The 15,652-nt window shown below is 39.5% G+C and carries 12 protein-coding genes; 7 read left to right on the top strand and 5 right to left on the bottom strand.

The annotated features are described in order from the left end of the window. The first annotated feature begins 43 nt into the window (after window positions 1-43). The 5 genes from D8991_RS04885 to D8991_RS04865 all read left to right on the top strand — a co-directional run bounded on the left by D8991_RS04885 (window position 44) and on the right by D8991_RS04865 (window position 5,742). A complete protein-coding gene (locus D8991_RS04885; RefSeq protein ID WP_120489048.1) occupies window positions 44-667 on the top strand; it encodes a DUF4199 domain-containing protein in 624 nt (207 codons plus the stop codon). 66 nt (window positions 668-733) lie between these two features. After that, window positions 734-2,884, top strand: a complete 2,151-nt coding sequence (locus tag D8991_RS04880) for a S9 family peptidase (protein ID WP_120489047.1) — start codon at window positions 734-736, stop codon at window positions 2,882-2,884. A 131-nt stretch (window positions 2,885-3,015) separates the two neighbouring features. Further along, complete coding sequence (gene mtaB / locus D8991_RS04875) at window positions 3,016-4,341, top strand: tRNA (N(6)-L-threonylcarbamoyladenosine(37)-C(2))-methylthiotransferase MtaB (protein WP_120489702.1); 1,326 nt, start codon at window positions 3,016-3,018, stop codon at window positions 4,339-4,341. Between the two features lie 124 nt (window positions 4,342-4,465). After that, window positions 4,466-5,029: a hypothetical protein gene (locus D8991_RS04870; RefSeq protein ID WP_120489046.1), complete on the top strand. Its 564-nt coding sequence runs from the start codon at window positions 4,466-4,468 to the stop codon at window positions 5,027-5,029. A 35-nt stretch (window positions 5,030-5,064) separates the two neighbouring features. Beyond that, a complete protein-coding gene (locus D8991_RS04865; RefSeq protein WP_120489045.1) occupies window positions 5,065-5,742 on the top strand; it encodes a TrmH family RNA methyltransferase in 678 nt (225 codons plus the stop codon). Window positions 5,743-5,811: 69 nt separating this feature from the next. On the opposite strand, the gene porZ is transcribed toward D8991_RS04865, so the two are convergent. The 5 genes from porZ to D8991_RS04840 all read right to left on the bottom strand — a co-directional run bounded on the left by porZ (window position 5,812) and on the right by D8991_RS04840 (window position 13,437). After that, complete coding sequence (porZ, locus tag D8991_RS04860) at window positions 5,812-8,112, bottom strand: type IX secretion system anionic LPS delivery protein PorZ (protein WP_120489044.1); 2,301 nt, start codon at window positions 8,110-8,112, stop codon at window positions 5,812-5,814. Window positions 8,113-8,198: 86 nt separating this feature from the next. Further along, a complete protein-coding gene (locus D8991_RS04855; protein WP_120489043.1) occupies window positions 8,199-9,149 on the bottom strand; it encodes a bifunctional metallophosphatase/5'-nucleotidase in 951 nt (316 codons plus the stop codon). Between the two features lie 4 nt (window positions 9,150-9,153). Then, window positions 9,154-9,900 (bottom strand): 5'-nucleotidase C-terminal domain-containing protein, encoded by a 747-nt coding sequence (locus D8991_RS04850; RefSeq protein ID WP_120489042.1) that lies wholly within the window; start codon window positions 9,898-9,900, stop codon window positions 9,154-9,156. Window positions 9,901-10,564: 664 nt separating this feature from the next. Beyond that, entirely contained in the window at window positions 10,565-11,215 is a 651-nt protein-coding gene (gene rpe / locus D8991_RS04845) for a ribulose-phosphate 3-epimerase (protein ID WP_120489041.1), read from the bottom strand. Between the two features lie 2 nt (window positions 11,216-11,217). Then, a complete protein-coding gene (locus D8991_RS04840; protein WP_120489040.1) occupies window positions 11,218-13,437 on the bottom strand; it encodes an NADP-dependent isocitrate dehydrogenase in 2,220 nt (739 codons plus the stop codon). A gap of 239 nt (window positions 13,438-13,676) precedes the next feature. On the opposite strand from D8991_RS04840, the gene D8991_RS04835 reads away from it, so the two are divergent. Continuing rightward, on the top strand, window positions 13,677-14,774 hold the full coding sequence (locus D8991_RS04835; RefSeq protein ID WP_120489039.1) for a Nif3-like dinuclear metal center hexameric protein: 1,098 nt from the start codon (window positions 13,677-13,679) through the stop codon (window positions 14,772-14,774). Window positions 14,775-14,777: 3 nt separating this feature from the next. After that, on the top strand, window positions 14,778-15,560 hold the full coding sequence (locus tag D8991_RS04830; protein WP_120489038.1) for a zinc ribbon domain-containing protein: 783 nt from the start codon (window positions 14,778-14,780) through the stop codon (window positions 15,558-15,560). Window positions 15,561-15,652 lie beyond the last annotated feature (92 nt).

Here is a 15,652-nt window from a genome sequence, read left to right as displayed (position 1 = left end):
AATCAAAAATTATAAACTCACTAATAAAGATCGTATTTAGACTATGACAAAGAATGTTTACACTATTGGTTTTTTGATATTTATTATCATCATAGCCGTATTCTTTATTACCAATATTTTTTTCAGAGATATTCATTATTATAATACAAGTGTTTTGCTCAATGCTTTCTTTGTGCCTTTCATTTGTGCAGTGGGGGCGTACCTCTCTGTAACGGCTTACAGCAGGTATAAGAAAGTTTTATCTTTCAAGGAGGCTTTCGGTAGGGCATTTATGCCGATGTTTGTAGCAGGTGTGCTCTCCTTATCCTTTATCTATACCTACATTAGCTATATAGATACAGACACGAAGGATTTGCTTAATCATCAATATATAGAGAGCTATAAGCAATCTCTCGAAGATGAATACCAAAAAGCCAAAGAAATCATTAAACCAGATACCGATGAAATGAAAGATTTGGAGGAAAAATATGCAGAAGGAAAGCTGAGAATAGAAGCGAAAGAGAATAAGAAAGAAGATATGTTTTCCTTTGAGTACTTTGTTTATATTTTTGGAGGCTTTAATCTGTTTTTCATTATTCTATCGGTATTTTTCGGGAGTTTTTTCAGGAGTAAAAAAGATGAAAAAATTTTACATCATTCTTTTGCTCTGCGCGATGGGGAGAAGTAATTTTACATCAGGTTAAAAACTGTGTAACGAAGTTTAATAAATAAAGAAAATCAATAAATCATCAAGATGAGAATACACAAAATTGCATTAACTCTATTATTTTCGGGGAGTTTATTATTTGCACAACAAAAATTAACGATGAATGAAGCCATACTTGGGCTTCGCTCAAATCTTAGGGTAGAGAATTACTGGTATCCTGCGTGGATAAAGAATTCTAACAGCCTTACTTATTTCAAAAATGGGGAGTATCTGCTCACCAATGCAGAGACTCAAAAGACCGAAACTCTACTTACATTAAATGATATTAATACTCATCTGCCCAAGCAGGAGCAGCTGAGCTACTTACCTTTGGTAGTATTTAATACCGCAGATTCTGGCTATTTCAAGAATGAGAATACTTATTATAAAATTAAGAGAAATAATGCTCAGTGGTCGGTGGAGAAATGGCTTGAAGTCCCTGCCGATGCACAGAATGAAGAGGTTGTTTTGGATAAATCTATGGTCGTTTACACCGTAAAGAATAATCTTTACTACAAAACAGAAAGGGGAGAGGTGGCTATTACCTCAGATAAGGAGGAGAATATCGTAAATGGTTCTGCCGTTCATAGAAATGAATTTGGCATAGATAAAGGGATTTTTATTTCGCCAGATAAAACCAAAATCGCCTTTTACAGAATGGATCAAACGATGGTGGAAGATTATCCTGTCATTGACTGGTCGGTAGTAGCGGCTAAGAATCAAAATATAAAATACCCTATGGCTGGGCGAACTTCTCATCAGGTAGTCTTGGGAGTGTATGATATCCCTACGGGAAAGACGACTTATATGAATACAGAAGGTGATAAGGAGCAATATCTAACCGTTATTTCGTGGCAACCAAACTCTAAGAATGTGTTTATCGGGGTGCTCAATAGAAAGCAAAACCACTTAAAGATGAACCTCTACAATGCAGGTAATGGTCAATTCATTAAAACCCTCTTTGAAGAGAAATCCGATAAGTATGTAGAGCCACAGCAGCCTCTTGTTTTTCTTCCGAATTCGGAGAAAGATTTCATCTGGCAAAGCCAGAGAACGGGCTATAATCACCTCTTCCATTATAATGTAGATAAAGGCCTCGTAAGGCAAGTTACCAAAGGCGACTGGTTGGTAACCGATCTCCTCGGTTTTAATGCTAAGAAAAAGGAAATCTACTTTATTTCTACTAAGGAAACTCCACTTGAAAGGCATTTGTATAAGGTAAACTGGTCTTCTGGTAAGGTAGAAAAGCTCAATAAAGAGGCGGGCACGCATTACGGTGTGCTTTCAGACAATGGAGATTATCTTTTTGACTCTTATTCTAATGAAGAAGTCCCAAGGAAAATAGATATTATAGAGACTCAAAAGAAATCAAATACCAATTTACTTACAGCGAGCAATCCTCTCACAGGCTACACTCAGGCGGAAGTGAAAAACATCACACTAAAAGCAGAAGATGGCACCCCTCTTTATGCCAAGCTAATGCTCCCTAAGGACTTTGATGCCACTAAAAAATACCCTGTTATTGTCTATCTCTACAATGGACCTCACGCACAGCTCATCACCAATTCATTCCCTAAGTCTGGAAACCTGTGGTATGACTATCTCACGCAGAAGGGTTATATTGTATTCTCTATGGATGGTAGAGGTTCCTCAAACAGAGGGCTTAAATTTGAGCAGGCAGTATATAAAAACTTGGGAGAAACCGAGATGAAAGACCAGCTAAAAGGAGTAGAGTATCTCAAAACGCTCCCTTATGTAGATGCCAGCAGAATGGGCGTACACGGCTGGAGCTTCGGTGGGTTTATGACCACCAGCCTGATGCTAAAACACCCCGATGTATTTAAAGTAGGAGTAGCAGGAGGCCCCGTAATGGACTGGAATATGTACGAAATAATGTATACCGAGAGGTATATGGCTTCTCCGCAGGATAATCCAGAGGGGTACAAACAATCCAACCTCCTTGATAAGGTAGAGAACCTGAAAGGAAAACTCCTCTTAATACACGGTGCACAGGATGATGTAGTCGTTTGGCAGCATTCCATCAACTTCCTGAAATCTGCAGTAGATAGAAATGTGCAGCTTGATTACTTCGTCTATCCAGGGCACGCACACAATGTAATGGGGAGAGACAGGGTACACCTGATGCAGAAAATCACCGATTATTTTGACTTGTATCTAAAGCCCGAAAAAGACAACTAATCCCTAAGGAAGATAGCCAGTGTGCTATCTTCTTTTTTTATAATGATAATAAATATTTGCCTCAGCCCATCCCCATACCTCCTTTTTTTGGTAGCAAAATCTATTTAATTAAATTTGCCCACTTAAATATTATGGAAACAGCAACATACAAAACAGCAGCATATCATACTCTCGGGTGCAAACTCAACTTTGCAGAGACCTCAACCATCGCTCGCCAGCTAAAAGGTGCGGGCTATAATAAGGTAGAATTTGATGAAAAGGCAGATGTCTATGTCATCAATACCTGCTCGGTAACTGATAATGCAGATAAAGAATGCAGATTCCACATCAAACGGGCAATGAAGGCAAATCCTCAAGGGCTCGTAGTGGTCATCGGGTGCTATGCACAGCTAAAACCAGATGAGATTGCCAGTATAGACGGCGTAGATTTAGTTCTCGGAGCTAAGGAAAAGTTCAATGTCCTCAGCTATTTGGAAGATTTAGAGAAAACCAGCAACAATGGAGTAGTGCATTCCTGCGAAGTAGGGGAGGCAAACTCATTTATCGGCAGTTTCTCGGTAGGCGAAAGAACCAGAGCCTTCCTAAAAGTGCAAGACGGCTGCGATTACAAATGTACCTACTGCACCATCCCTATGGCGAGGGGGATTTCCCGCTCGGATACGATAGAGAATATCATTAAAAATGCTACCCAAATCTCCCAACGAGGCATTAAGGAAATCGTACTCACAGGCGTGAATATCGGGGATTATGGCAAGGGTGAGTTTGGCAATAAAAGGCACGAGCATACCTTCCTAGACCTTATTAAAGAGCTCGACAAAGTAGAGGGCATAGAGAGGATTCGTATCTCTTCCATAGAGCCCAATCTCCTTAAAGATGATGCCATAGAGCTCGTATCCCACAGCAGGAGTTTCGTACCGCACTTCCACATCCCGCTTCAGAGTGGTAGCGATACCATCCTTAAAAAAATGAAGCGCCGATATCTTACAAAACTCTATACCGACCGCATCTCTAAAATCAAGGAAACCATCCCGGACTGCGCCATCGGTGTAGATGTCATCGTGGGATTCCCAGGGGAGACCGAAGAGCATTTCCTCGAGACCTACCGCTACCTTAACCAGCTCCCGATTTCCTACCTCCATGTCTTCACCTATTCCGAAAGGGATAATACCGAAGCTGTAGAAATGGAAGGCACCGTTCCCATAGCCGAAAGGAAAAGACGAAATAAAATGCTAAGAATACTCTCCGAAAAGAAAAAGCGGGAGTTCTACGAGTCTCAGCTCGGCAGTACGCTCCCTGTTCTTTGGGAGGATGAGAATAAAAATGGGCTGATGTTTGGCTTTACCGAAAACTATGTACGCGTACAAAAACCCTACGATGAAGCCTCCTGCAACACCATAGAATTCCTCACCTTAGACAAAATACAACCCGACGGTACGGTATCCGTTAAGTCAGCATAAAGTCAAAACTTTCTCTTGAATTTGGGAAAGTTTTTTTTTCCTAAAAAAGCTAATAAAGTACAGCAAGTATAAGCTGTTCAGGCAATTTTTATAATGATTTGTCGTTAGTTTTCAAAATAAAAAAATGACAACGATTAAAAGAGTAGCTTTGGCTATAGGTCTTGTGGCAATGAGTTTTGTTAGTGCACAGAGTGCTGATATGAGAAATATCTTAAAATTAGGTTTAAATTCAGGGGCATCATTACCTTCCAATAACTCTTCATTTGTTATGGGAATAGATGCTAGCTATCAGAATATTTCTGTCGCTGGAATTGGCTGGGGCTTTGCTACAGGCTATATTCACCACTTTGGTAAGGAGAATAACGGGATAGATAATAATGATTTTGGAGTGATTCCTGCTGCATTATTATTCAGATTGTATCCTAAGCAGTTGGGCTTTTATCTGGGTGGAGACCTTGGTTATGGCTTTATTACAGGAAATGATAAAGTTGCTAAAAATAATGAGATAGAGAGACCAAAGGGGGGGATTTATTTCAAACCAGAAATAGGTTTCCATAATAGGGACTGGAACTTAGGAATCCATTATCAGAAAGTTTTTATTGCAAATAAAGGCAAGATTGGAGAGCAAAAATACAGTGCGGCTAACTTTGGTGTAACGCTTTCTTATAACATCCCTTTGGGTAAATAAAACAAATAAATAAGACGAACTGCCATATATATATTATGACAATCCCAGATACTTTATTGGAGCAGACTTATGTATATCTCCAGCAGTTTCTCACGGAGGAAAGGCTAAGGAAAATCGAGCATTTTTCTGCTCAGAGCTCAGATTTTGTACTTCCTGTGATGGAGGATGTTTATCAGTTTAGAAATGCGGCAGCTATTGTGCGAAGCTCGGAGGCTTGTGGCTTTCATAAGATTGTGGCACTGCAAAAGCATAATGTCTTTAACCCTAATCTGGAAGTTACTAAAGGAGCAGATACTTGGGTAGAGGTGGAAAAACTCCCTGCACGGATAGAATCATTGAAAGAAATCAGGCAGAGGGGTTATAAAATTGTAGCCGTTTCTCCAGAGAAAAATGCGACCCTCCTCCCAAACTTTAGGATTGATGAGCCAATTGCTTTAACTTTCGGTACCGAGTGGGAGGGGATTTCGGAAGAGATATTGGACTTTGCCGATGAGACGCTGATGATTCCGATGTATGGCTTTACGCAGAGTTTTAATGTATCGGTGGCAGCAGCGATTTGCTTATATGAACTTAAACAAAAGCTAGTGAAAACGCAGACGCCTCATCTCTTAAACGATGAAAAACGGCTGAGGCTGAAGATACGATGGGCAGTAAACTCCATCCGCAGCGGGGGAGAGATATTAGAGAGGTATCTTTGTGCAGGAGGCTTATAGCGATTAGCTTTTGGTAATTAGCTAAGTGCCTGCCGTGCTACGGCTAAGTCCGTCAGCTGGAAGCTGTGGCTAGTTGATGATGGCGATTTTTGCAGTTGCGGTATCGGAGCCGTCTTCATTGGTCATTAGCACAAAATAAATCCCTGAAGCTACTCTCTTGCCACGATAATTTAAATCCCACTCGTAATAACCGCCTTTGGCAATACCTTGGTGGATTAAATTTCCTGCGGTATCGGTAATCCGGATATTGGTTTTCTCTGCTAATCCCTTAATTCTCACATTACCTTTGTATTGAGATGAAACCACAGGGTTAGGATATACGAGTACATTTCCAAACTTGTCAGATACCTGCTGCACATCTCCTTGATAAACCACAATTCCCTCCGAAGTAGCGAAATAGACTTTACCTGTCTTTTCATCTACTTTAATATCGGTTACCATATCATTAGGTAGGGGAGAGTTCTTACTGGTAAAGTGATGAATGGTCTTTTCACCGCTTGCATTGAGGTAAAAAACTCCTCCTCCATTGGTAGAAAACCATTTTTGATTGCCAGAGTCAGCTTCTATTTGGAGTATTTCTGCATCTCTGAACAGTTCTTCTCCTATACCTTTTTCCTCAATGATGATAGATTCTAATTTTGGGTTTCTGCTGATTGCCGAAGAGGCATTTCGTAGTACTCTGAGCCCTTTTGATGTTCCTATCCATAGGTCGCCAGATTTGTCCATAGCGGTACTTATCGTTTCTGCAGTGTTTGGCAGTCCGCTTTGTGTTCCTTCCAAAACAAAGATGTCATTTTCATTGATAGCTGTAGATTTCTGAGTGTTTAAAGCTAGAAAAGAGTTGGAACGAGGTGTGGGTATCCAGAGAAAACCTTCTTTATAATAAGGTTTCTGAGCAGATTTTGATTTTGAAGAAAGAATAGATGAAAAATTATCATTATTTCTGTTATAGAAGAAGATTTCTGTTCGTTCAGGAGGTACTGCTCCAGTAATATTATAGTATCTTCCCACAGCGTATAGATTTCCTTTGTCATCATAGGTAAGACCTGAGATGCTGGTGATTTTTTTTCCTGCTTCAAAAGTAGGGTAGAAGTTCTTAAGTACTATATCATCGCTATTTACTTCCATTTTGTACATACCATCGGTGAAGCGATAGTTCCAGTTTCCAAAACTCCCAAAGAAGATTTCTTTGGGGTTAGATGGGTTCATCACGACATCGAGGACATTAAAAACCTTTTTGGCATTGTTGTAATTATCGATGAAAAAGGAGGGATAAACCCACTTAGTTCCATTAAAGTAATAGAAGCCCAATAATCTATCGGAGAGGATAGGCTGTTGATAGAAATCGTATACCCCACCGCTTGACACTAAGATTTTATTTCCTACGAAAGACATTTTGTAGGCTTTATTGGCGTAAGGACCATCGGGTTTTATGGATTGCAGGCTTTCATTATAAACCCCAGAAAGGAAAGTTCCCGCGTAGATATGATTGTCTTTTATCCAGCCTGTGTTTAATTCTTCTGTATAATTGGTTTTGCTTTTTACAAGGTTTCCACTGGCATTAAAGACATAGATAGCAGAAGGCGCATTCCCTCCTTTTGTCTTGCTGTCGGTTACTACGATCTGCCCATTACTGATGTTCATATCCTTTACAGACGAAAAGGTCTGAGCGATTTCAGAGAACGAATTTCCATCGCCGTAATAGACTTTATCCAATGATGAAAAAGAGATGAGATTCCCATCGGAGACAATATTATTAAAGTCCCCAGCTCTTAAAGTCTCCCAGCTTGATGCTATGGCAAATGAAGAATCGATATTATGGCTAAGAATCCCTGTATTGGTAATGAGATATACTTTATTGTCTTTAATAATGGCTTCCTTTACAGGGTGGGGGAGAAAGGCAGTTTCGGAGAACTCCTTCCTATCGAGCTTAAAGATAGAGATACCATAGTCGGTAGATACAGCAGCAAGATTTCCATTAATAGAGATATGATTAATCTTTTTGGAGCCTGTATATCCATTATTCATTGGGATATCTATCACATAGGTTACACCACGCTCTGTAATTACATCTATACTCCCGTCTTTGTAGCCTACCAGACCTGTCTTAGTATTAGGGTTATAGTCAAATGCAGTAATATTCACATTATGGAGCCCATTGGCTTTTGAAAGGTATTTGGATACCTCACCAGAGGAGAGCGTATATCGGAAGATACCATTCTCGGATGCTGCCAGTAGGCTTTCACCATCTTCTCGAATTTGGAGGATGTTGTTATATGAAAAAAGATCTGACCAGCGAGGGGACGAAATCTCCTGCCCCTGCAGTGCAGAAACAGATAAACCAAATACTAAAGGGTATATAAATCTCATTACACAAATATTTTGTTTCGTTAATAAAAAATAAGATGTATAATCTGTACTTTTTATACATCTTATTGATTTCTCGTTTTAGATGATTATACTTTTATCTTGTCATCTATAATGTGGGTATTCCACGCGATGTGTTGTACATTCTTATCCTTGTCAAAGAAAAATTCTATTCTGCCGAGAAGGAGACCTGCCCAGCCTACTTGATTTACAAGAACGGATTTCCCTGCTCTGTTAGTATATTTCTGAGGCTCGGGGAGGAAGGTATGGGTATGCCCACCGAGAATTAAGTCTATATTATCGGTTTTAGTAGCGAGGAGGGTATCGCAGATTTTGTCTTTTCGCTCTGGGTATTGGTAGCCGATATGAGACAGGCAGATCACCATATCACATTTCTTATCCTTTTTTAGGAAGTCGGCATAGTGCTGAGCTACATCCACAGGGTCATTATACACTGTTTCTCCATATTGTTTTTTACCTACTAAGCCAGCGAGCTCTACTCCCAGTCCGAAGATTCCTACTTTTATCCCATCTTTATTAAAGATTTTGTAGTCTAATGTCTTCCCATCGAGGATGGTATTTTTGAAATCATAATTTGAGGTAACGAAAGGGAATTTCGCATTTGGAAGGGCTTTAAGGAAACCTTCAAGACCGTTATCAAAGTCGTGATTCCCCATAGTAGCGGCATCATATCCCATCATACTCATCAGTTTAAATTCCAGCTCTCCACCAAACATATTAAAATAAGGTGTGCCTTGGAAAATATCTCCGCAGTCGAGTAGTAATACATTTTTTTCCTGCTCTCGTATGTTCTTTATCAATGACGCTCTCCTCGCAAAGCCGCCCTGATTAGGGTTTTTGGTATAAGACGAGTCAAAGGGCTCTATACGGCTGTGCTGGTCGTTGGTGTGGAGTATTGTCAGCTTCTTTAGCCCGTTTTTTTTAAGGGCAACGCTGTCTTTTGCAAATATCAAATTCGGAGCGAGGGAAAGGCTTATCCCTCCTCCTATGGCTGTTTTTATAAATTGCTTACGGTTCATTTTTTTATTTATTAAATCTGAGTCTTACATCTGTGGGTACGCTTACTTCTGGGTTTTTTCTAAAGCTTTCTATAAAGACTTCTCGGAGTTTTAGCCCTGTGGGAATCATCTTGCCTTTGCCAAAGTACCACATACGGTCGCCCCCGAGAGCGAGGTAGTCAGTGGTTGCAATATAATAAGTCTTATCAGCTATAGGTACTTCGCCGTTGATTAATGCTTTAGTAATTTTCCCTTGCTTAGTCTCTATTGTAAGGCGAGATACTGGGTTGTTTACCTGAGTTTTGAGATAATAATCAAAGAGCCCTTGCAGGTCGGAGCCTTTCATTGCAATTACAACTATTTCGTTCTCAAAAGGCATTACTTCGTAGATATGCTTCAGTAGAATATCTCCTGGTGCGAAGGTCGTCCTTATCCCCCCGATATTGATAACCGCTGCATCTACTCTTGGCAGTCCATTGCTTTTTGCCCATTCTGCAGCGGCGTCATAAGTATAATCTACCAAGACTTTCCCCATATTGCTGTCGTCCCCGTCCTTAGTAAGGGCTACGCTGGTGTGAGAAATCTTCTCGCCCATCTGCTTTTCCATTGATTTTTTATACGGGATAATGGTTTTCAGCATTTCCTGATCTTCTGTCAGTTCTGCCGTAATCTTTGTGTTCTCGTAAGGCTTTATATTGCTGATGCCCAAGTGCGTTTTACACGAAGCGAACATCGCTAATGATAGTAGCCAAACATATTTTCTATTTTTCATTATTATTAATTATTTGCTTGCAAAGATAATAAATTCCTCTTCCTTATTATTAATGCTAAGGTTTATTTCCATCTGATATTCCTCATCTTTTTTATCCCTTTTTTTGATGTTTTTTTTAAAAAATTAAGGATAATTTGTAACATAGGAGGTAATTACTATTTAATAAAATTACTTTCTCTTCTCTACACTGTTAAAATAACTTATCTCATCTCTTTTCTTTCATTTTGTATATCTTGTATTTTTTTACTAATTAAAAGACTTTTAATTGGGTATTAAAAAAGTTTATATATCTTTGCAGCACAGAGGGACAGGGTAATGCCTCCCACTGTGCCCCCCTTGAAATAAAGGTTTAAGGTAGCTGAAAGGCTACCTTTGTAATTTTATAATCTTTTTATCTACTATTACTTCTATATATTTCACCTCTTTGATATTACTCTCTCAAATCAAAAACTAAACAAATTAAATGAGAATCAAAACCTTTTAAAATACTTTTTAATAATTTTGGATATTTTATTTTGGTGATTATATGTAAAAAAAATGCTCCTATAGTAGAATAGGAGAGGGGTAAAAAATACATCCGCTGGGCAATATTGCTCAGCGGATGATAGAGAATTTATTTTTTATCTCTATAATAGGATTTAAGACAGATTAAATTCCTATTCTATTAGGCTTTGAGGTGCTTGATGGTCTCTTCTGGACTTTCAGACGAGAAGACGGCATTGCCCGCCACCAAAACATCGGCTCCTGCATCGAAGAGCTTGCCTGCATTCTCCATATTTACCCCACCATCTACCTCTATCAGGGCTTGAGAATGAGTCTTGGCGATTAAATCTCGGAGCTGACCGATCTTTTTATAAGTATTCTCAATGAATTTCTGCCCTCCAAACCCAGGATTTACACTCATTAGAAGGATTAAATCGGCATCGGTAATAATATCCTCCAAAAAGCTAATGGGAGTAGAGGGGTTGAGAACCACACCCGCTTTTGCACCCTTGCTCTTGATGAGATGCACCGTTCTGTGCAGGTGGGTACAAGCCTCGTAATGCACAGAAACCAAATCGGCACCACTATTAATGAACTCTTCTACATATTTCTCGGGCTCTACAATCATTAAATGTACATCTATGAACTTCTGACTGTGCTCTTTCACGGTTTTCATCACAGGAAATCCGAAGGAGATATTCGGTACAAACCGCCCATCCATAACATCTATGTGTAGCCAGTCGGCAGCCGAGCGGTTGAGCATCTCTATATCTCTCTGTAAGTTTCCAAAGTCTGCGGAGAGGAGTGATGGTGCTATGAGTCTTGTTTTCATCTTTAAATCTTATCTATAATTGAGTTTAGAGTAGGGCTTGGTCTCATTGCTGAATAGGTTTTTTCCTCATCGGGCTTGTAGTACCCGCCGATGTCTTGGGCTTTGCCCTGTGAGCCGATAAGTTCTTCATTAATTTTAGCTTCATTTGATGATAATTCATCAGCGACAGGTTTAAAATGTGCTGCGAGTGCCGTGTCTTTGGTCTGATTTGCCAAAGCCTCTGCCCAATACATTGCCAAGTAGAAGTGCGAACCTCGATTATCTATCCCACCTAATTTTCTGGAAGGTGATTTATCATTAGCGAGGAATTTGGCATTGGCTTCATCTAAGGCATCAGCGAGGATTTGAGCCTTTTCATTGCCTTGCGTCTGTGCCAGATGCTCCAAAGAAGCCTGTAAAGCGAGGAACTCTCCTAAGGAATCCCAGCGGAGGTAGCCCTCTTCCAGAAACTGCTCTATATGTTTAGGAGCAGAGCCTCCTGCACCTGTTTCAAAGAGGCCGCCACCGTTCATTAGCGGCACAATGGAGAGCATCTTAGCCGAAGTTCCTAATTCCAAAATAGGGAAGAGGTCTGTAAGGTAGTCTCTCAGTACATTTCCAGAAACCGAGATGGTATCTTTACCTTCTCTTACTCTTTTGAGGGTTTCTGCCATTGCATCGGTTACATCTAATATTTTGATGTCTAAGCCTTCGGTGTTGTGGTCTTTGAGGTATTTTTCTACTTTTTTGATGATTTCTCTGTCGTGCGCTCTGTTGCTATCCAACCAGAAAATAGCAGGTGTGTTGGAGAGTCGGGAGCGGTTTACCGCGAGTTTTACCCAATCCTGGATAGGGGCATCTTTGGTTTGGCACATTCTGAAAATATCGCCTTTTTCTACAGTTTGGCTTAGGAGGACTGTTCCATTTTCGTCCTGCACTTCTATCTTTCCGTTTCCTTCTGCTTGGAAAGTCTTATCGTGGGAGCCATACTCTTCGGCTTTTTGAGCCATTAGCCCTACATTGGGCACTGACCCCATCGTAGTTGGGTCTAATGCACCGTTTGCCTTCATATCATCAATTGCAGCTTGGTAGAAGAGGGCATAGGAGCGGTCTGGGATAATAGCAACCGTGTCTTCCTCTTTTCCTTCTTTGTTCCACATTTTACCACCACCACGAATCAGTGCTGCCATAGATGCATCTACGATAACATCTGATGGAATATGAAAATTGGTAATGCCCTTATCGGAATTTACCATTGCCAGTCTTGCTGAGCTCTCGATGGCTTTCTCAATTGCTGATTTTATTTCTGCCTCTTTAGTATTTCCCTTTATTTTCTCAAATAAATCAGCAAGTCCGTTATTCGGATTAATATCTAATGCCTTAAAAGTCTCTGCAAATTCAGTAAAAATTTCTTTAAAATAGGTCTCTACTATCGCTCCGAAGATAATCGGGTCGGAGACTTTCATCATTGTAGCTTTCAGGTGGGCAGAGAGGAGTACATTTCGTTTTTTTGCTTCCTCAATGGCTGTTTGCACGAAAGATTTCAGTGCCCTAAGACTCATTACAGAGGAGTCAATCACTTCTCCTGCTTTTAGTGGAGCGAGGTTTTTCAAAATTTTTTCCTCACCATTTTCATTTTTAAATACAATACGGAATTCGCAAGCATTCTCAACGGTAGTGGAAGTTTCCGTGCCGTAGAAATCACCACTACTCATATAGGCTACATCGGTTTTGCTGTCTTTTGCCCAGCTACCCATTCTGTGTGGGTTGGTCTTCGCATAATTTTTCACTGCTTTTGGGGCTCTTCTATCGGAGTTGCCCTCTCTCAGCACAGGATTTACGGCAGAGCCCAATACTTTTGCATATCGTGTTTTAATTGCTTTTTCATCTTCATTTTTCGGTTCGGAAGGGTAGTTCGGTACAGCGAATCCTTTCTTTTGAAGCTCGGCAATAGCTTCATCGAGTTGCGGTACGGAAGCCGAGATATTTGGTAATTTAATAATGTTTGCTTCTGGTGTTTTTGCGAGTTCGCCGAGTTCGGCAAGGGCATCGGGAACTTTTTGTTCATCCTTCAAAAAGTCTGGGAAGTTTGCCAAAATTCTTCCTGAGAGGGAGATGTCTGGAACAGAAATTTCTACCTCTGCAAGTCGGGTAAATGCTTTTACCATAGGTAGAAATGAATGTGTTGCGAGCATAGGAGCTTCATCTGTAAGCGTGTAGTAAATTCTGGATTTATTAGCCATAGTTTATTGTTTTATTAATTATTTATTTTTCATTTTCGTTGAACGCTTACAAATGTAGTTATAATTTTCCGAATATTTTAGAGAATAGGCGTATTTCTTTTAAAAGTCTGATTATCTACTTGTCTCTAATATATAGTGTAGCTTATTTATAAATCTATTACCAAATTATATTTGGTGTTGCTAAGGTATTCCGTTTTCTTTTATACCTAAATATTTATATTTGCTGAAACCTTTTAAATATGATTTTAAGAGAAATTACCCACAGACTTGATGAGATTTTTAAGATTAGAACGGCAGAGCATTTTGATAATGTAGGACTGCTCTGCGGTAATCCAGAGAGGGAAATCAGTGGAATGCTCGTTTGCCACGATGCTTTGGAAACAGTGGTAGATGAAGCTATCGAGAGAAATCTGAACCTTATCATTGCCTTTCATCCGATTATTTTCTCGGGGATGAAATCCATCACAGCAAAAAATTATGTAGAAAAAGCCGTTTTGAAAGCGATTGAAAACAAAATTGCAATCTATGCGATTCATACGGCATTTGATAACGATTATTTTGGAGTGAATTATGCGATTTGCAATGCACTTGGGCTTCATCATCAGAAGATATTGATGCCAAAATTTTCATCATTAAAAAAACTGGAAGTCTATGTTCCCAAAACGCATTCAGAAGCGGTGAGAGATGCTATTTTACAAGCTGGAGCAGGGGAGATTGGCTTCTATGATGATTGTAGTTTCTCAGTGGAAGGGCAGGGGAGTTTCCGCCCAAAGGAAGGGGCAAATCCTTTCCTCGGCAAGCAAAACGAGAGGGAATATGTGGAGGAGAAACTTATCTCCTGCATCTTTGAGGAGTATAAAATGAGTAAAATCCTTAGAGCGATGTACAGTGCGCATCCTTATGAGGAAGTAGCGCATCAAATCATCTCAATAGATAATGAAAACCCGTACTCTGGCTTAGGAAAATATGGTGATTTAGTACAGGAAATGGAGGAAATCGACTTTCTGAAAATGGTAAAAGAGAAGTTGGGTTTAAAGGTGATTCGCCACTCGAACTTCACCAAAAAGAAAATAAAAAGAGTAGGAGTGCTCGGAGGGAGCGGAACTTCAGGAATAGTAGCTGCAAAAGCAAAAAACTGTGATGCCTACCTCACGGGCGACTATAAATATCACGATTTTTTTCAAGCTGAAGGGGAGGTTCTACTGTGTGATATTGGGCATTTCGAATCCGAACAGTTTGTAGTACAACAAATCTTTGAGATTTTATTGGAAAAATTTCCTACATTTGCCGTCTTAAAATCCAATTTGAATACAAACCCTGTAAATTATTTTCTATAAATTATGGCGAAAAAGAGCAACGAAATTTCAGTTGAAGAGAAACTAAGAGCATTGTATGACCTTCAAATCATCGATTCGAGATTAGATGAAATCCGAAATACAAGAGGAGAGCTACCGATAGAGGTAGAAGATTTAGAGAATGAAATCGAGGGGCTTGAAAAGAGAGCCGATAAATTCCGAAAAGATATAAAACACCTTAAAGATAGTGTGAAAGGGAAAAATGAGGAGATTAACCAATCAAAATCCCTTATTGAAAAATATAAATCTCAGCAGGATAATGTAAGGAATAATAAAGAATTTGAGTCTCTGGAAAAGGAAATAGAGTATCAGGACTTGGAAATTCAGCTTGCAGAGAAAAAAATAAAAGAATTTAACCTTAAAATCTCTCAACAAAATGAATCTCTTGCTCAAGTTGATGATAGAATCTCTGCTTCTAAAGAGCATTTGAAATTCAAGAAAGAGGAACTCGATGACCTAATTGCTGAAACCCAAAAAGAAGAGGAGTATTTAGTAGAAAAGTCCAAAGATTTCTCTAAGAAAATCGATGAGAGATTGCTCGCTTCCTATAATAGAATTCGTAATAATTCAAAAAATGGTCTCGCAGTAGTAGGTATAGAAAGAGGAGCGCCAAAAGGTTCGTTCTTTATGATACCTCCACAAAGGCAGATGGAAATCGCTCAAAGGAAAAAAATTATTATAGATGAGCATTCTGGAAAAATACTGGTAGATGACCAGCTTGTAGCAGAAGAAAATGAGAAGATGAAGGATATAATACAATTTTCATAAGATTAATTTTTAAACCACAGTAGCTGAATTTCTACTGTGGTTTTTTATTAAAAAAGTCTCTTGGTACAAGAGGATAAAGCAAATTGTAAATA

It is taken from the genome of Bergeyella cardium, from assembly GCF_003614945.1.
Lineage (GTDB): Bacteria > Bacteroidota > Bacteroidia > Flavobacteriales > Weeksellaceae > Bergeyella_A > Bergeyella_A cardium.
This window is presented reverse-complemented; position numbering and strand designations above follow the sequence as displayed.